Consider the following 17,940-nt stretch of genomic DNA (forward strand, 5'->3'; position numbering starts at 1 on the left):
AAGGTCAGACATTTTACCGCTCGTTTTTCGAACGGTGAATCACGCCACCCGGCGGAAATCAATGGGTCCTGACCCTAAGAGCAAAGCACCACGACTACCCCGTTATATCTGCGCGCGCATCTGCGCCCTAACGGGCGCTCGGTGTCACTCTGACACGACCTACAGTTTTTCAAGCGAGAGGATTTGGCATGCACCTATTTCCCAATATCAAGGCTAAGAAATTTTCTGAGTGTGAACATGGAGAATTAGTTTCGATACAAGTTCGCGGTGAAATCCACTCTGCTCTCTGCGTTGCTGACGAAGATGGGAAAAAGGAACTCCTGCTGCTGGACAACCCAACACCGGATCGTAATTTCATGTTGGTCACCGAACTGCCCGACACCATTGTCAAAAGCTATGGGACAGATTGGCTACTGTCCACGTCGAGCCCGATGGAAAGTCCTTCGCAGGCGCTGAGCGAACGGGGTGCAATAGCGCATTCCACAGAAGGGCTATTTATTGTCTGTAGCTACTCCTCTCAGGGTTTCATCGACCCCGCCGTGTGTAGGTTAGATAGGCCGGGAATTCGCGTTGATACCGGCTTTCCCAAGATTAGCTTCGCAGATACGGCTTGGGAAATTTCAATTTACGACCCGACGACCCGATCAAGCGTAACGCTCGCGAGCAAGGCGCAACCTGCGCCCTAACGAGCGCTATCGCTGACCGCCAAAAAATTAACGAGACATGCCATTCAGACAAGCCCCCGTCAGGGGGCTTTTGCACCTTCGCGCATGTTTCCAATCATCGTTTGGCAAGCAGTCACCTACGCCGCAGACCGAACAGGTTTCGCAACAGCCATCAAATTATCCAACATTGGGCCCAACAACGGGTCCAATAAGACGATTCGATCGACCATTAAGTATTTGATTTAATTGAAAAATTATGGTGGCGGAGGAGGTGGGATTCGAACCCACGGTAGACTTTCACCTACGTCGGTTTTCAAGACCGGTGCATTCAACCACTCTGCCACTCCTCCGGTCCGACTGATTTAAACCGGAAGGATTGATTCTGAAAGGCCTCTGAGCCGGGGAAAATCCGCCGATCCTCCTCCAGTCACTTTCCTTGTTGCACACATATGGATAAGCTATGGTCGAGGTGTTCGCCCCGGGCCGCGAATGACAGACCGGAAAACCGGCAGATTGGTCCTAGGGCGCTGAACAAAGGCGAGAGACAGACATGTTCTTCACGGCGGATCGACACGGAAAATTCCTGCGCATCACACAGGGGCTTGTGGTGGCCGGGCTGGCCTTCGGGCTGAGCGGCTGCGAAGAAGGCGCGAATTTCAACCTGTTCCAGAAACAACCGCAGGAAGGCGCCGACGCCACCCCTGCCCGCTCGGTAAAGCTGATCGAGCGCGATATCGAAGCGCCCGACGTATTCCAGAAAACCGAAGCCGGGCTCTGGGACGGACGGCCGTCGCTCGGCGGTGTCTGGGTGGCGCATCCGGACGTGACCGACCCCGAACGGGTGATCATCCGTAATGAGGCCAACGGGAAATTCGTCATCGGCGCGCTGTTCCGGCGCGAACGCGAAATTCCCGGGCCGCGTTTCCAGGTATCGTCGGACGCTGCCACGGCCCTGGGCATGCTGGCGGGCAAACCGGTGGAGTTGAACGTCACCGCCTTGCGCCGCGAGGAAGTGGCCGAAGATCCCGAACCCGCCCCTGACAGCAGTGCCGAAGCGATGACCGCCCCGGCCGAGATCGAAGCCACGCCTCTCGACCCGGTCAGCGCCGCCAGCGCGGCGATCGAAGAGGCCGAGGGCAAAACCGTCCCCGCCGGGATCAAGCCGGAAGCGCGGCCCGAACCGAAACCGGCAGCGGCGCCAAAAGCCTCGAAGCTGGACAAACCCTATCTGCAGATCGGCATCTTCTCGGTCGAGGCCAACGCAAAGAACGCCGCCGCGATGATGCAACGGGCCGGCATGATCCCGACGGTCAAGACGTCCAGCCTGCAGAGCAAGACCTACTGGCGCGTCGTGGTCGGTCCGGCAAGCTCCAAATCCGAACGCAGCACGCTGCTGGACAAGGTCAAGAAGAGCGGCTTCACCGACGCCTATGCCGTGCGCAACTGACGAGAGGACCCGAATGTTTCGCATGATCCGAACCGTTCTGGCCGCCATGCTGGCCAGCTTGATCCTGACCCTGCCGGTTTCGGCGTTCAACACCAATGCCCGCTCGGCCTTCGTCGTCGATCTGAACACCGGCACGGTGCTGTTGAACAAGGATGCCGACACGCCGCTGCCGCCGGCCTCGATGTCGAAGCTGATGACGCTTTACATCGCCTTCGAAGCGCTGCGGGACGGCCGCTTGAACCTAGATGAAAAGCTGCCGGTGTCCGAACACGCGATGAGCTACGGCGGTTCGACCATGTTCCTCGACACCACCGACCGGATCCGGGTCGAAGACCTGCTGCGCGGCATCATCGTTCTGTCGGGCAACGATGCCTGCGTTGTGATCGCCGAGGCGCTGTCGCCGGACGGGACCGAGGCCGGGTTCGCCCGCTACATGACCCAGCGGGCGCAGAAGATGGGGATGACCAATTCGACCTTCGCCAACGCCAATGGCTGGCCCGCCGCCGGGCACCGGATGTCGACGCGCGACCTGGCGCTGCTGGCAACCCGCCTGATCGAGGATTTCCCGCAGTATTACCCGCTGTTTTCCGAACGCGAATTCGCCTTTGACGGCCGCGCACCGCAGAACGTGCACAACCGCAATCCCCTGTTGGGGCTGAACATCGGCGCCGACGGGCTGAAGACCGGCCACACCTCCGAGGCCGGGTATGGCCTTGTCGGGTCGGCAAAACAGGGCGACCGGCGCATCGTCTTCGTGATCTCCGGGCTCGACAGCACCCGCGCCCGGGCCGAGGAATCCGAAGCCATCGTCAACTGGGCCTTTCGCCAATTCGTGCTGCGCCCGATCGCCAAGGCCGGCACCGTGATCGCGGAGGCCGATGTCTGGATGGGCAACGTGCCGCGCGTCGGGCTGACCCCGGCCGAGGATCTGAGCGCGCTGATGCCGGCCCTCGGCGGCGACGCGGTGGAGGCCGAGGTGGTTTACATGGGCCCGATCGAGGCGCCGATCGCCAAGGGCCAGGAAATCGCCCGGCTGATCCTGAAACCCGAAGGGCTGGATGAAACCTCCTTCCCGCTGGTTGCCGATCGTGACGTGCCCGCCGGCGGTTTCGTGACCCGGCTGAAAACGGCGGCGATCACCCTTTTGCACCGGCTGGAACAGGGCCCCGAGGGCGCCTCTTGAGCACGACCGGCACATTCATCAGTTTCGAAGGCATCGACGGGTCTGGGAAATCCACTCAGGCCCGATTGCTTGCCGAGGCGCTGCGCGCGCGCGGCCATGACGTGGTCCTGACCCGCGAGCCGGGCGGATCCCCGGGGGCCGAGGAAATCCGCGCGCTGGTGCTGCAGGGCGACCCCGACCGATGGTCGGCGGAAACCGAAATCCTGCTTTTCACCGCCGCGCGCCGCGATCACCTGGAACGCACCATCCAGCCCGCTCTGGACGCCGGCAAGATCGTCATCTGCGACCGCTTCGCCGACAGCACCCGGATGTATCAGGGGCTCAGCCGCGGCGATCTGCGCGAAGACGTGGACAAGCTGCACGCGCTGATGATCGGGCGCGAACCCGACGTGACGGTGTTGATCGACATGGATCCGGAAACCGGACTGACCCGCGCCCTGTCGCGGCAGGGCGAGGATGTCCGGTTCGAAGCCTTCGGCGCGGAGCTACAGCAGAAAATGCGCGACGGTTTCCTTGCCTTGGCGGCGGAATTCCCCGATCGTTTCCTCACCATCGACGGCGGCCGCGATATCGACGCCGTCGCGGCGGACGTATTGCAACAGGTCGAGGCGCGGCTCTGACATGGCCGATGAACTGTTTCCCGAACCCGATCGCGTCGAGGGTGCGCCGCATCCGCGCGAAACCCGCACGCTTTACGGCCAGCAAAAGGCCGAGGCGGCGTTTCTGGACGCGTTCAATTCCGGCCGCCTGCATCACGGCTGGCTGATCACCGGGCCGAAGGGCGTCGGCAAGGCGACGCTGGCCTGGCACATCGCGCGCTTCCTGCTGGCAACGCCGATGGATCAGGGCGGCGGGCTGTTCGGGGAACCGGCCAAACCCGACAGCCTGGCGATCCCCGAAGATCATCCCGTTGAGCACCGCATTCAGGCGCTGTCGGAACCCGGCCTATTCCTGCTGCGGCGCGGCCCGAATGAAAAGGGCGACAAGCTGGCGAATGAAATCCTCGTCCGCGAGGTGCGCAAGCTGAAGAACTTCTTCGGCCTTTCCGCCGCCGATGGCGGCCGCCGGGTGGTGATCGTGGACGCCGCCGACGAAATGAACGTCTCGGCCGCCAATGCGCTTTTGAAAGTGCTGGAAGAACCGCCCGCCAACACCACGCTCCTGCTGGTCTGTCATCAGCCCTCGCGCCTGCTGCCGACGATCCGGTCGCGCTGCCGCGAATTGCGGCTGTCCCCGCTGGCGCCCGATGACATGGCCGCCGCGCTGCAACAGGCCGGCGTCACCGACATCCCCAACCCCGAAGCCTTGGCCGAACTGTCCGCCGGATCAGTGGGCGAAGCGCTGCGGCTTTTGAACCTCAATGGGCTCGACATCTACCAGGATCTGATCGGCCTGTACGACACCCTGCCCCGGCTCGACCGGTCCCGCGCGCTGGCGCTGGCCGAAGCGGCCACCGCGCGTGGCGCCGAAACCCGGCTCGACCTGTTGTTCAGCCTCAACGAATTGTTGATGGCGCGGCTGGCGCGTACCGGCGCCATCGGCGCCCCGCCCGAGCGCGAAGCCGCCCGAGGCGAAGCAGCCCTGCTGCAGCGCCTGTCGCCCACCCCGCGTAAAGGCCGCGACTGGGCCGATCTGGCGCAGGAGATCGGCGCGCGCAGCCGCCACGGACGGGCGGTGAACCTTGACCCTGCCGCGCTCATCCTAGATACGGTTTTCAAGATACAGAAAACCGCCGCGGCCTGACCAGAGCCCGAGAGACGCATGACCGACCTGATCCAGATCACCGATAGCCACTGTCACCTCGATTTCCCCGATTTCGACGACGAACGCGATGCCATCGTTGCCCGCGCTCTGGAGGCTGGCGTCACCCGCATGGTCACCATCTGCACCAAACTGCGGCAGGAACCGCAGGTGCGCGCCATCGCGGAAAAATACGCCCCCGTCTTCTATGCCGCCGGCATCCACCCGATGAGCGCCGCCGACGAACCGTTGGTCACGGTCGATGAGCTGACCGCTCTGGCCGAGCATCCGAAATTCGTCGGCATCGGCGAAACCGGCCTTGATTACCACTACACGGCCGACAGCGCGGACATTCAGAAGCAAAGCCTGCCCATCCATATCGAGGCCGCGCGCCGCACCGGGTTGCCGCTGATCATCCATTCGCGCGACGCGGACGAGGACATGGCCGATATCCTCAGCGCCGAGCACCGCAACGGCGCCTTTTCCTGCGTGATGCATTGCTACACGTCCGGTCCCGAACTGGCGAAAACGGCGCTGGAGCTGGGTTTCTACCTGTCGATGTCGGGCATCGCCACCTTCCCCAAAAGCCAGGAGGTGCGCGACATCTTCGCGAATGCCCCGATCGACCGGGTGCTGGTGGAAACCGACAGCCCCTACCTGGCCCCGAAACCCTTCCGCGGCAAACGCAACGAACCGGGTTACACCGTGCATACCGCGCAGGTGGGCGCCGAGGTGTTCGGGCTTGCATATGCTGACTTCGCCGCCCGGACACAGGCCAATTTCGACCGCCTGTTCTGGAAGGCCGCCAAGTATGAGGCCGCCGCGTGATGGCTGAACTGCGTTTTACAATTCTGGGCTGCGGATCGTCCGGCGGGGTGCCGCGCCTCGGCGGTCAATGGGGCGAATGCGACCCCACCAACCCCAAGAACAACCGCCGCCGCTGTTCGATGCTGGTCGACCGGATCACCGACGCGGGCAAGACCTCCGTCCTGATCGACACCACGCCCGACATGCGCCAGCAACTTCTTGATGCCAATGTGGGCGAACTCGATGCGGTGGTCTACACCCATGCCCATGCCGATCACGTGCACGGGATCGACGATCTGCGGATGATCGTGTTCAACATGCGCAAAAGGCTGAACGTCTGGGCCGATGGCGACACCCAGAACGCGCTGTATTCGCGGTTCGGCTATGCCTTCATCCAACCCGAGGACAGCCCGTACCCGCCGATCCTAGACATGCACACCATCGACGGTGACATCACCATTTCCGGCAAGGGCGGCGACATCACCCTGACCCCGTTCCAGGTCGGCCACGGATCGATCGACGCGCTCGGCTTCCGGGTCGGCGACCTGGCCTACCTGCCCGATGTCGCCACCATCGAGGGCGACGCCTGGGACGTGTTGCAGGATCTGGATTGCTGGGTGCTTGACGCGCTGCGCCGCACGCCGCATCCGACCCATTCCCATCTGGAACAGTCGCTGGACTGGATCGCGCAGGTGGCGCCGCGCCGGGCGGTCCTGACCAACATGCATATCGATCTCGACTACCAGACGCTGGACGACGAAACTCCCGATCACATCACTCCCGCCTATGACGGCATGACGATTTCCTACCAGGTCTGAGCAGCCTTCATCCTGGCGGCCCCCCCGCCGGAGGCGCCCAGCCCGTTCCGCACGCGCAAAGGCCCCGTTTGATGCAAGACCTTCTCAACGTCGTCCTTCCGGTCTTCCTGGTGATCGGGTTCGGCTATTTCGCGACCTGGAAGGGATACCTGAACGCGGGCCAGATCGACGGGCTGATGAAATTCGCGCAGAATTTCGCCATCCCCTGCCTGCTGTTTTCGGCCATCGCCTCGCTCGACCTCAGCCGCAGCTATCACCCCGCCCTGATGCTGTCCTTCTATATCGGCGCGGGCAGCGGTTTCGCCGCCGGGATGCTGGGCGCGCGGTTCCTGTTCGGCCGGCCGTGGGAAGACAGCGTCGCCATCGGCTTCATCGGGCTGTTTTCCAATTCGGTGCTGCTGGGGCTGGCGATCACCGAACGCGCCTATGGCGTGGATGCGCTGGCCGCCAATTTCGCCATCGTGTCGATCCATGCGCCGTTCTGCTACATGGTGGGGATCACGGTGATGGAAATCGTCCGCGCCCGCGGCCAGTCGCCGTTCCGAGTGGCGCGCACCGTGGGCATCGCGATGTTCCGCAACGCGCTGGTGGTGGGCATCGCCCTGGGCTTCATCGTCAACCTCGGCGACATCGCGCTGCCCGAACCGGTGACGGCGGCGGTGGACCTGATGAAACGCGCCGCCCTGCCTGCCGCCCTGTTCGGCCTGGGCGGTCTGCTGGTGCGCTACAAGCCCGAGGGCGACGGCAAGGTGATCGCCTATATCATCGCGGTCAGCCTGCTGCTGCATCCCACGATCGTCTACGGGCTGGGCCGGGCATTCGACCTGCCGGTCAGCGACCTGCGTTCGGCGGTGCTGACCGCGTCGATGGCGCCGGGGGTGAACACCTATCTGTTCGCCAATATCTACGGCGTCGGGAAAAGGGTCGCGGCGTCCTCGGTGCTGGTCGCCACGGCGGTGTCGATCCTGACGGTCTGGGGCTGGCTGCAGATCCTGCCCTAGCGCCCGCGCCTGCCGCGCCAGCCGCCGCGCCGTTTCGGGCCGCCGACCTGCCCCAGCCCTTCGCGCAGCACCGCCATCATCGGGTGATCGTCAGGCTCCGACGCGTGCCGTTCGATCAGCAGCGGCAACGCCTGCTGGCTGTCGCTGCCATCGGGCAGGCTCAGCGCCCAGTCGAGGAAGATCGACCGGCATTCGGGTTCGCCGATGCCTTCGATCCGGAAACTTTCCCGGATCAATCCCTTCGGGTCGAGCCGATCCGCCGTCATGCCCGCACCGATATGTCGCGCGCCAGCGCCGCATCGATCGCTTCGCCTGCCGCCTGCGTTTTCCGCCGCAGCTCGGTCAGCAACGCGTCGATATCCGCAGCTGCCGTTTCACGCAGCAGCATGTCGCAGCCCCCCTGCCCGATGCTGTCGGGGTCAAGCGGTTTGTCGGTCAGCAATTTGGACACCATCTGCAATTTCCAGCACAACCGGTAAGACGCGTTCAGCGCCTCCCGTTCCTTTTCCAACAACCATCCGCCTTTCACGGCGTCCTCCAGCGCCTCGGGCATCGATTGGGCGCTGGTACCGAACATCACCGCGCTGGCCTGGGCCAGAAGCTCGACATCCTGCAACCGGCCCGGACCGATCTTGGCCTCCCAAGGCCCCGAGGGCGCCTTGGCATCGGCGATCTTGGCGCGCATGTCGGCCACGTCGGCGATCACCTTGGCGGCATCGTGGGACGAGGTTAGAACCTCGCGCCGTACCGCTTCCACGTCTTTTGCGACATTCGGATCACCGGCAACGGCGCGGGCGCGGGTCAGCGCCAGATGTTCCCAGGTCCAGGCCTCGTTCATCTGGTAGTCGCGGAAACTGGTCAGGCTGGCCGCCACCGGGCCTTGCGTGCCCGACGGGCGCAACCGCATGTCGATCTCGTACAGACGCCCCTCGGGCAGCAGCGCCGAAACGGCGGTGACCATCGCCTGCGTCAGCCGCGCGTAATAGGCGCGCGAGGCCAGCGGGCGGCGGCCATCGGAATACTCCACGCCATCGGCGTCATAGATCACGATCAGGTCGAGGTCGGAGGTCGCGTTGAGCCGCCGCGCCCCCAGCGACCCCATGCCGAGCACCATCGCGCCCCGACCGGGGCAATCCCCGTGTTTAGCCGCGAACTGTGCCACCACCTCGGGCCAGAGCGCGGCGAGAACCGCCTCGGCCAGGTCGGCATATTGCGCGGCGGCGCCATCGGCATCGATCAGCCCGCGCAGGTGATGCACGCCGACGCGGAAATGCCATTCCTTGCACCAGCGGCGGGCCAGGTCGAGCTTGCGTTCGTAATCGGTTTCCGCCGTCATCTTGCTCGACAGTTCTTCGCGCAGCACCGCCAGCCCCGGCCAAGCGGTGAAGAAATCACCGCCGATCACCGCATCGAACACCCCCGAATGGCGCGACAGGTGGGCCGACAGTTCCGGTGCCGTGCCGACGATATCGACCAGCAGGTCGATCAGCTGCGGATTGGCCTCGAACAGCGACAGAAGCTGCACGCCGGCCGGCAACCCGGCAAGAAAACCGTCGAAGGCGCGCACCGCTTCGTCGGGCCGGGCGGCGCGGGATAGTTGCTGGAACAGGCGCGGCTTGATGCGGTCGAAGATTTCCACGGCGCGGGTCGAGCGCAGAGCCGGATAGCTGCGCCAACGCTGCACCATTTCGCGGTCGATCGTTTCCTCGGCCGCCGCGGCCGCGTCGGGGGCAAAGAACCCCTCTGTCAGGTCATGCACCTCTTCCAGCCTGCGCCGCAGGTCGGCTTTCAGGTCGTCCATGTCGCGGCCCATGAAACAGGCGATGCGCAGCATCCCCTCGTCATTCGTGGGCAAGGCGTGGGTCTGGGCGTCGTTGACCATCTGGATGCGGTGCTCGACCTCGCGGTGGAACCGGTAGTGATCGGTCAGCTTTGCCGCCGCGTCCTGCGGAATCCATCCCTTCTCGGACAGCACCCGCAATCCGTCGACGGTACCGCGCACCCGCAGGTCCGGATCGCGCCCGCCGGCGATCAGCTGCCGGGTCTGGGTGAAGAATTCGATTTCCCGGATGCCGCCCCGGCCCAGCTTCATGTTGTGACCGTAGAGGTCCAACGCGCCCCCCAGTCCCTTGTGTTCGCGGATGCGCAGGCGCATGTCGTGGGCGTCCTGGATCGCGGCGAAATCCAGATGCTTGCGCCAGACGAAGGGGCGCAGCGTTTCCAGGAATGCCGCGCCCGCCTTCAGGTCGCCCGCCGCCGCGCGCGCCTTGATGTAGGCGGCGCGTTCCCAGGTCCGCCCAAGGCTTTCGTAATAGGTTTCCGCCGCGGCCATCGCCATGCAAACGGGGGTGACCGACGGATCGGGGCGCAGCCGCAGATCGGTGCGGAACACGTAGCCTTCACCGGTCAGGTCCGACAGCATCGCCGCCATCTTGCGTGTCGCCCGCACCAGCGAAGACCGCGCATCGTGATAATCCGAACGGTCGTAGCGGGTTTCGTCGAACAGGCAGATCAGGTCGATGTCTGATGAATAGTTGAGTTCGAACGCGCCCATCTTGCCCATGGCGAAGGCGACCATGCCACCGGCGGTTTCAACGTCGTCTTCGGTCGCGCCGGGCAGCTTGCCGCGCCGGATTTCCGCCCCCACCGTGGCCTGCAGCGCCAATTGGCAAGACAGGTCGGCCAGCCGGGTCAGGGTGCCGGTCACCTCTTCTAGCGACCAGACCCCGGCGCAATCGGCCAGTCCAGCAAGCAATGCGATACGGCGCTTGGCCTGCCGCAGGGCATCGGGCAACCGGTCGGGGGCCATTTCGCGCAGATCGGCAAACAGCGTGTCGACCGCCTGTTCCGGTGCCTCCAGCGCGGGCAGGATCCAGCCGGTTTCCTTGTGCAGAAGCGTCGACAGGTAGGGGCTGCACCCTGCCGCCCCTTCGATCAGCCCGGCAAGCCCCGGCGGCAGGTCGGCAAACAGGTCTCGCGCTTCTTTCCCGCGGTCGGGGTTGAAAGCTGTGGGCTGGCGGGTCATGCGGGATGCGAATGTCATGGCGGCAAGATGTAACGCCGTGATCGGGTGGTCAATGACGGGGATCAAATTGCAGGCCCGGGCGGGCTGGAAGCGAGGTTCCTTCTTCGCTATCGGTAATCCATTGGGAAACAAATGGGATTACCTCCGATGAGCAAAAGCCTCAAACGCGTGAAAAAAGCGCTGCAAGACGCCGGCATCGACACAGAGATCAAGGAATTGGGGCTGGCGCGCACCGCGCAGCAGGCGGCGGACGTGGCAGGCTGCGAATTGGACCAGATCGCCAAGTCGATGATCTTCAGGGGCGAAGACAGCGGCGAGGCGATCCTGTTCCTGACCGCGGGCGGCAATCAGGTCGACACCGGCAAGGCCAGCGCGGTGGCGGGCGAAAAGCTGGGCAAGGCCGATGCCGCGCTGATCCGCGCCCAGACCGGGTTCGCCATCGGCGGCGTCGCGCCTGTCGGGCACCTCAATCCGATCCGCGCCTTTCTCGACCCGAGGCTGCTGGAGTTTGGCACGATCTGGGCCGCCGCCGGTACGCCGCACCATATCTTCGAACTCCACCCCTCTGATTTGCCCCGACTCACCGGCGCGCAAGCCGCTGATTTCACATCATAATCCAAATTAATGTAAAAACCATTCACATAAACCCTTGCAATGGCGACCCCGGGTGCCAATTTATTTAATGTGAAAGGCATTCACATTTCGACAGCAACGGAGATATTTGATGACACCCGCCGCTTCATATTCGACCACCGGACCGGCCATGGGATGGTTGTCCAAAGCCGAAGCCTGGCTTGACAGCAAGGGCAAGGGCGCATGGATCGCCGCCATGGTTCTGGGCTTCGTCTTCTTCTGGCCCATCGGGCTGGCCCTTCTTTTCTATATGATCTGGAGCAAACAGATGTTCGGAAAATCCTGCAAACGCCACACTCGCCACGGTTTCCACGCGATGAAATCCAGCGGCAACACCGCGTTCGACGCCTACAAGGCCGACACGCTGCAGCGGCTGGAACGTGAACAGGACGATTTCGAAGCCTTCCTGCAGCGCCTGCGCGACGCCAAGGACAAGGCAGAATTCGACCAGTTCATGGATGAACGTTCCCGCGCAGCGGCCAAGGAACGCGAAGAAGAAGACGCCTGATCGCACCGCCACGACCGGCCCGGCACCGTCCGGGCCGGCCCCTGCTTGAAAGGACACACCGATGCGCCAGCCCGACTGGCATCTGCCCGACCCCGAAATGCAGCCCGAATTCTACGACGACGTGCCGCTGAAACGGCTGATCGCCTTCGTGATCGACACGGTCCTGATCGTGCTGATCTGCGTCGCGATCCTGCCCTTCACCGCCTTTACCGGGCTGTTCTTCTTTCCCTTCCTGATGATGATGGTGGGCTTTGCCTACCGGGTGATCAGCCTGACCAACCGGTCGGCGACGCCGGGGATGTGGCTGACCGCGATCGAATTCCGCACCGGTGACGGGCAGCGTTTCGACCTGGGAACCGCCTTTTTGCACACATTGGGGCTGAACATTTCCTTCGCCATCCCCGTGCTGCAGGTGATCTCGGTGGTGCTGATGGCCACCTCCGGCAATGGCCAGGGGCTGAGCGACCGGATGCTGGGCACCGTGGCGCTGAACCGGGCGGCGCGGCGCTGATCCAAGCAAGAATGTGCCGATCTGCCCGTAAACACGGCGATTATGCCGAAAGATCGACTCTTGGCGCATAGTCGTTTGGCTGATATCTTCGAGCGGGTTCTCGTTATTGGATGCTATGCGACATACTTTACCCCTTGCTCCACAGTTCTATGTGACTGCGCCGCAGCCATGCCCCTATCTGGCCGACCGGATGGAACGCAAGCTGTTCACCGCGTTGCAGGGGGACAGTGCGTCTGCGCTGAATGACAGCCTGTCGCAACAGGGGTTCCGCCGCTCGCAAAACGTGCTCTACCGGCCGTCCTGCACCGATTGCGCCGCCTGCCTGTCGGCGCGGATCCGGGTCGACAGCTTCATCCCGAACAAAAGCCAGCGCCGCACGCTGAAACGAAATGCGCGGCTGACCCGCCGGGCGACCTCGCCCTGGGCGACCGAGGAACAGTACGACCTGTTCCGCCGCTATCTCGACAGCCGTCACGCCGATGGTGGCATGGCCGACATGGACGTGTTCGAATTCGCCGCGATGATCGAGGAAACGCCGGTCCGCAGCCGGGTGATCGAATATGTCGACAGCGACACCGACAAGCTGATCGCGGTCTGCCTGACCGACCTGCTGTCCGATGGCACCAGCATGGTCTATTCGTTCTACGATCCCAAACTGACGCGCGAAAGCCTTGGGACCTACGTGATCCTCGATCACATCGAGATTGCGCGCGAATCCGGCCTGCCTTATGTCTACCTGGGCTACTGGGTGCAGGGCAGCGGCAAGATGGGATACAAATCCCGCTTCTCCGGGCTGGAAGTGTTCAAGGCCGGCCGCTGGGAAGCGTTCCAGGGCGACGATGCCTATTCTTCGGAACTGCACCCGTTGTCGACCGATCCGATCGCCGAACAGGTCGCCAATATCTCGCTGCCCGATCTCAGCCACCCGGTGAAGTTCTGATCCCTGCGGATTGGCTCCCGGCCCGTCGATTGCGCCAGGCCCCGTGACGAACACCCCCATGCGAAAAACTACGCACGCACCGCGCCGGGGTATTTGGCCTCGTTGACCATCCGCTCTGACGAAAAAGCCGCCCCGAAGGGCGGCTTTCGTTTTCTTGTCTGTCCCTCGGATCAGTGCGGGATGAGGTCCGGCACGATCGTCACGATCGAGGGGAAGAACCACAGGATCGCCAGCCCCAGCACCTGGATCAGCACGAAGGGCGCCACCCCGCGATAGATATGGGCGGTGGTCACGCTCGCCGGGGCCACGCCGCGCAGGTAGAACAGCGCGAAGCCGAACGGCGGCGTCAGGAACGAGGTCTGCAGGTTCACCGCGATCATGATCGTTACCCATTTCGGATCGAAGGTACCGCCATAGATGACGGGGCCCACGATCGGTATCACGATGTAGATGATCTCGAGGAAGTCCAGCACGAAGCCCAGCACGAAGAGCACCAGCATCACGATCAGGAAGACCGTGAATTCGTTGTCGAAGCTCTTCAGGAACTGCTGGATGTAATGTTCCCCGCCAAAGGAGATCACCACGAGGTTCAGCAGCTGCGACCCGATCAGGATGGTGAACACCATCGAGGTCACCTTGGCCGTTTCGCGCACCACCGGGGTCAGAACGCCCGAGCGGAACAGAACATAGCAGCTGTAGATCAGGCCGAAAGCGGCATAGAGATAGGCACCGTAGGCGACGAAGAACGCCACCCAGGTTTCGAAACTGACGTCCGGCTGGTTGATCCGCAGGTCGAAGTTGATCCCGACGAGGATGGTGATGACCACCGCGAAGGTGGACCAGATCACGACCTTGCCGGACTTTTCCTCGTCGCGCAGCTTGCGGTACGCCGCCAGCATGATCGCGCCACCGGCCCCAAGCGCCGCAGCCGGCGTCGGGTTGGTGATGCCGCCCAGGATCGACCCCAGAACCGCGATGATCAGAACCAGCGGCGGGAACACCACCCGGATCAGTTCATTCTTGGCCAGCCGCTCGATGCCGTGACGACAGCCATAGAGCGCGATCAGCGCGGGGATCAGCATCAGCACGACCATCCGGCCCGAACTGGTTGCCGGACCCACCAGCAGGATATCGACCAGCGCGGTCAGGATGATACCGATCGCGCCGATGATCAGCGGACGCGGGTCCGCGGACGGGCTGGTGCCGCGCGCCCAGGCCAGGGTCACCGCCAGCATCACCAGAAGGATCGCCACACCGGTACCGATCGGTGCCGCAGCTTCGGCCTTGGCGGCGATGCGTTCGGCGATTTCCTCGGGCGACAGCTTGCGGCTTTCTTGCACGCCGCCGGCCGCGTCGATCGCTTGCTGCTGGGCGATGGCTTCGTCCCAGGCTTCCTGCCCGTGCAGATCGATCATCGCGGCCTTGCATTCATCGCCGACATTGGTGCGCAGCGACGCGCCGGTGCCGACATCGGTGTAGGTATCCACAGCAAGGCTCTGGCTGCCGATCAGGCCGACCGAGGTCAGCAGGAATGCGCCACCGATAAGGGCGACTGGAACGCCGAGGAACCAGGTCAGGCCTTCGCGGCGCGAAATCGGTTCGTGGCCGGTATGGCCCAGTTCGACCGCCGGTGCCTTTGAGGGATTCATCAGTGCGTAACCGAAGGCATAAAGCGCATAAAGCAGTGCCAGCAGCACGCCCGGCAGCAGCGCCGCCTGGAACAGCGTCCCCACCGACACGACGGCCGGTTCACCCAGATAGGTCAACGCATCGGTACACCCTGCCGCCTGTGCGCGGGCTTCCTGTGCCGCCGAATAGAGGTCCCCTGCCAGCGTACCCAGCAGAACGATCACGATCGAGGGCGGGATGATCTGCCCCAGCGTGCCCGACGCCGCGATCACGCCGGTGGCGATTTCGGGCGAATAGTTGTTGCGCAACATGGTCGGCAGCGACAGCAACCCCATGGTCACCACGGTCGCCCCAACGATACCGGTCGATGCCGCCAGGAAGGCACCCACGACGACCACCGACACCGCCAGACCGCCGGGCAGCGGCCCGAAGACGCGCGCCATGGTGGTCAGCAGGTCGTTGGCGATCTTGGAGCGTTCCAGCGTAATGCCCATCAGCACGAACATCAGTACCGCAAGCAGCGTTTCGATCGACTGGCCGGCCAGCACCCGTTCGTTCATCCGGTTCACGATGAAGGACACGTTGCGGTCCATCGCGGTTTCCCAGCCCTTGACGAAGATCGGTTCGGCCAATCTTGGCAGGTCCGGGTATCGGAAGATCGAGATTGAATCGGGTTTGACGCCGGAACTGACCAGTTCCTGATACATGGCGGAACCGGTATCGATGGCCTGGTGTATCAACAATCCGGCGCTGTCCAGGGCGGCGATGATCCCGAAGGAAATCACCCCTGCCCCGCCGATGGCGAAGGCCACCGGGAAGCCCGACAGAATGCCCCCGAAGAGGCATAGCGCGACGATAATCAGGCCGATCTCGACCCCATCAAGTCCAAATAGCATGTTCCCACTGCCCCCTTAGTGCGTGCCTTCGTAGGCTTCTTCACCTTCGCCAAGGCTATCCTTGTCGAGGTATTTGTTTTCACTTTCCTCGCCTTCTTTCCATTCCAAGAAGGAACGGTAGAAGAACGCGATCGCCTGCAGGAAGACCATGCCGCAGAAGGCCACCAGAAGAATCTTGAACAGGAAGTAGGCGGTAAAGCCGTTCGGCGAGAAACCGATGGTTTCCACGTTCCAGCGCATTGCGCGGGATTTCATCAGCAACCGTTCCAGCGTGTCACTGGCCGAGGGCTTCGGCACGATCAGGTGCCGCCACAGGAAGAACCAGCCATACATCCAGATCAGCGTTGCCGCGGGGATCATGAAGAACAGCGATCCGAACATGTCGATCACCTTCTTGGTGCGGAATTTCACACCGGCATAGATCAGGTCGACCCGGACGTGACCGCCCTGGACGAAGGTGTAGGTGGCACAAAGCGTCACCACCAGCGCGTTGTATAATTTCAGTTCCTCGGCATACCAGCTGATGTCGAATTGCAGCGGGATACCGAAGCCGAACACGATATCGGGCCGGGTGAAGATCCGCTGCATGAACACGATGATGATCTGTTGCAGCACCATCAGCAGACCGGCCCAGGCGAAGAAGCGCCCGACCGTGTTGGCGAAGCCTTCCAGCACCCGCACACAGCCCCACATGAAGCCGTTGCGCCACATGCCGATGGCCGTGATGATCAGAACCGCCGTGAAGACGACGAAGAAGAACTCGACCGACCCGCCGTAGTAGACGAAGCGCATCACCGCTTCCTTGTCGGACCAGTCCAGCCAGAGCTGCGGATGCGAGACCGCGTAACCGAAATTGTAAAACGCCATGGCAATGTTCTGGAAAAACCAGACGACGCCATCGCCCAATGCACCCAGGATCTGTCCGAGCGTGACAGAGCTTTCTTCCTGCATGATTTCCCCCGTGTTTCCCTTCGCAGGGATTTCGATTGGCGCAAAGACGCCAGAAAGGGCCCCTGCAAAACAGGAGCCCCTGAAGTTTTATAGACTACGATCAGCCGCCCAGAACACGGTTCCGCTGCTGCACGTAGAAGCCATCCGACTGGTTGATCCATTCCGACGAGGTGTAGAGAGATTTCTCGAAGCTCTCGCGGATGGAAGCATAGAGCGGATCGCCCATGTCCTCGTCCTTGACCTCGATCGAGGCCTTGCCGAACGCATCCCAGACGTCGTCGGAGAACTGCAGGACCTTGACGCCCTGCGCCTTCAGACGTTCCAGAGCGGCACCGTTGTTGGCCAGCGTTTCCGACAGCTGCAGCTGGGTGGTTGCCATCGAGGCATAACGCAGGATCGCCTTGTGCTGATCGCTCAGGTCGTTCCAGACGTCCAGGTTGACGTTGGCCGCCAGCGCCGAACCCGGCTCGTGGAAGCCTGCAGCGTAGTAGACTTTCGCAACTTCCTGGAAGCCGGCGCGTTCGTCGGCCATCGGACCGACCCATTCCAGACCGTCCAGCGCACCCGAAGACAGCGCCTGATACAGTTCGCCGCCGGGGATGTTCTGAACCGATGCGCCCAGCTTGCCCAGCACCTTGCCGCCTTGGCCCGGCATACGGAACTTCAGGCCGTTGAAGTCGGCTGCCGACTTGATTTCCTTGCGGAACCAGCCGCCCGACTGCGAACCCGAGTTACCGGCCAGCATGCCTTTCAGGTTGAAGATCTGGCCCAGTTCGTCATGCAGCTGTTCGCCGCCGTCATGGTAGTACCAGTTGGTGATTTCCTGCGCGGTACCGCCAAACGGCACTGCGGTGAAATAGTTGAAGCCCGGGTGCTGGCCGCCGAAGTAGTAATCGGCCGAGTGGTACATGTCTGCCTGGCCCGACGACACGGCGTCGAACACTTCCAGCGCGCCAACCAGTTCGCCCGGTGCCTTCTTGTCGATGGTCAGGCTGCCATCCGACATTTCACCGACCATTTTTTCCAGGTAGCTGGCTGCATCATCAAGAACGGCAAAACCGCGCGGCCACGAAGTCACCATGGTCAGGGTACGCTTGCCCTGTGCGTAAGCCGGCGCCGCCAGCGATGCCGCGGCAGCAGCCGAACCGCCCAGAGCCGAAGTTTTCAGAAAAGAACGACGATCCAT

The 17,940-nt window shown here is 63.0% G+C and carries 17 protein-coding genes and 1 tRNA gene; 12 read left to right on the forward strand and 6 right to left on the reverse strand.

Going from position 1 to position 17,940, the window contains the following annotated elements; all coding sequences use genetic code 11:
• The first annotated feature begins 188 nt into the window (after positions 1-188).
• Positions 189-686, forward strand: coding sequence for a hypothetical protein (locus IT775_RS12665; protein WP_212701488.1), 498 nt, complete (start codon positions 189-191; stop codon positions 684-686).
• Between the two features lie 239 nt (positions 687-925).
• Here the strand turns inward: IT775_RS12665 and IT775_RS12670 are convergent.
• Positions 926-1,015 (reverse strand) — tRNA-Ser (locus tag IT775_RS12670).
• A 200-nt stretch (positions 1,016-1,215) separates the two neighbouring features.
• Here IT775_RS12670 and IT775_RS12675 point away from each other — a divergent pair.
• The 7 genes from IT775_RS12675 (at position 1,216) to IT775_RS12705 (ending at position 7,661) form a co-directional block, all read left to right on the forward strand.
• The gene (locus IT775_RS12675; RefSeq protein WP_212701489.1) at positions 1,216-2,112 is read left to right on the forward strand and encodes an SPOR domain-containing protein; all 897 of its coding nucleotides are present in this window, start codon (positions 1,216-1,218) and stop codon (positions 2,110-2,112) included.
• A 22-nt stretch (positions 2,113-2,134) separates the two neighbouring features.
• Positions 2,135-3,295 carry a D-alanyl-D-alanine carboxypeptidase family protein gene (locus tag IT775_RS12680; RefSeq protein ID WP_246525557.1) on the forward strand — a complete coding sequence of 387 codons (1,161 nt, stop codon included), beginning with the start codon at positions 2,135-2,137 and terminating at the stop codon, positions 3,293-3,295.
• On the forward strand, positions 3,292-3,915 hold the full coding sequence (tmk, locus tag IT775_RS12685; protein ID WP_212701491.1) for a dTMP kinase: 624 nt from the start codon (positions 3,292-3,294) through the stop codon (positions 3,913-3,915). Before IT775_RS12680 ends, tmk begins: the two co-directional genes overlap by 4 nt.
• Before the next feature lies 1 nt (position 3,916).
• Positions 3,917-5,038, forward strand: coding sequence for a DNA polymerase III subunit delta' (locus IT775_RS12690; protein WP_212701492.1), 1,122 nt, complete (start codon positions 3,917-3,919; stop codon positions 5,036-5,038).
• A gap of 18 nt (positions 5,039-5,056) precedes the next feature.
• Positions 5,057-5,863 (forward strand): TatD family hydrolase, encoded by an 807-nt coding sequence (locus IT775_RS12695; RefSeq protein WP_212701493.1) that lies wholly within the window; start codon positions 5,057-5,059, stop codon positions 5,861-5,863.
• Positions 5,863-6,660 (forward strand): MBL fold metallo-hydrolase, encoded by a 798-nt coding sequence (locus IT775_RS12700; protein ID WP_212701494.1) that lies wholly within the window; start codon positions 5,863-5,865, stop codon positions 6,658-6,660. Before IT775_RS12695 ends, IT775_RS12700 begins: the two co-directional genes overlap by 1 nt.
• 71 nt (positions 6,661-6,731) lie before the next feature.
• Complete coding sequence (locus IT775_RS12705; protein WP_212701495.1) at positions 6,732-7,661, forward strand: AEC family transporter; 930 nt, start codon at positions 6,732-6,734, stop codon at positions 7,659-7,661.
• Here the strand turns inward: IT775_RS12705 and IT775_RS12710 are convergent.
• A complete protein-coding gene (locus tag IT775_RS12710; protein ID WP_212701496.1) occupies positions 7,658-7,927 on the reverse strand; it encodes a hypothetical protein in 270 nt (89 codons plus the stop codon). The two genes, IT775_RS12705 and IT775_RS12710, sit on opposite strands and share 4 nt — an antisense overlap.
• Entirely contained in the window at positions 7,924-10,704 is a 2,781-nt protein-coding gene (locus IT775_RS12715) for a [protein-PII] uridylyltransferase family protein (protein WP_212701497.1), read from the reverse strand. Before IT775_RS12715 ends, IT775_RS12710 begins: the two co-directional genes overlap by 4 nt.
• Before the next feature lie 129 nt (positions 10,705-10,833).
• Between IT775_RS12715 and IT775_RS12720 the strand changes: the two genes are divergently transcribed.
• The 4 genes from IT775_RS12720 to IT775_RS12735 all read left to right on the forward strand — a co-directional run bounded on the left by IT775_RS12720 (position 10,834) and on the right by IT775_RS12735 (position 13,278).
• Entirely contained in the window at positions 10,834-11,301 is a 468-nt protein-coding gene (locus IT775_RS12720; RefSeq protein WP_212701498.1) for a YbaK/EbsC family protein, read from the forward strand.
• A gap of 109 nt (positions 11,302-11,410) precedes the next feature.
• Positions 11,411-11,827 (forward strand): DUF2852 domain-containing protein, encoded by a 417-nt coding sequence (locus IT775_RS12725; protein WP_212701499.1) that lies wholly within the window; start codon positions 11,411-11,413, stop codon positions 11,825-11,827.
• 61 nt (positions 11,828-11,888) lie between these two features.
• Positions 11,889-12,338 (forward strand): RDD family protein, encoded by a 450-nt coding sequence (locus tag IT775_RS12730; RefSeq protein ID WP_212701500.1) that lies wholly within the window; start codon positions 11,889-11,891, stop codon positions 12,336-12,338.
• Between the two features lie 115 nt (positions 12,339-12,453).
• The gene (locus IT775_RS12735; protein ID WP_212701501.1) at positions 12,454-13,278 is read left to right on the forward strand and encodes an arginyltransferase; all 825 of its coding nucleotides are present in this window, start codon (positions 12,454-12,456) and stop codon (positions 13,276-13,278) included.
• Between the two features lie 170 nt (positions 13,279-13,448).
• Here IT775_RS12735 and IT775_RS12740 read toward each other — a convergent pair whose 3' ends face one another.
• The 3 genes from IT775_RS12740 to IT775_RS12750 all read right to left on the reverse strand — a co-directional run bounded on the left by IT775_RS12740 (position 13,449) and on the right by IT775_RS12750 (position 17,940).
• Positions 13,449-15,803 carry a TRAP transporter large permease gene (locus IT775_RS12740; protein ID WP_212701502.1) on the reverse strand — a complete coding sequence of 785 codons (2,355 nt, stop codon included), beginning with the start codon at positions 15,801-15,803 and terminating at the stop codon, positions 13,449-13,451.
• A gap of 15 nt (positions 15,804-15,818) precedes the next feature.
• A complete protein-coding gene (locus IT775_RS12745) occupies positions 15,819-16,754 on the reverse strand; it encodes a TRAP transporter small permease subunit (protein ID WP_212701503.1) in 936 nt (311 codons plus the stop codon).
• A gap of 100 nt (positions 16,755-16,854) precedes the next feature.
• A complete protein-coding gene (locus IT775_RS12750; RefSeq protein ID WP_212701504.1) occupies positions 16,855-17,940 on the reverse strand; it encodes a TRAP transporter substrate-binding protein in 1,086 nt (361 codons plus the stop codon).

This window comes from Thalassovita aquimarina (assembly GCF_018219815.1).
In the GTDB taxonomy this organism is placed as follows: domain Bacteria; phylum Pseudomonadota; class Alphaproteobacteria; order Rhodobacterales; family Rhodobacteraceae; genus Thalassobius; species Thalassobius aquimarinus.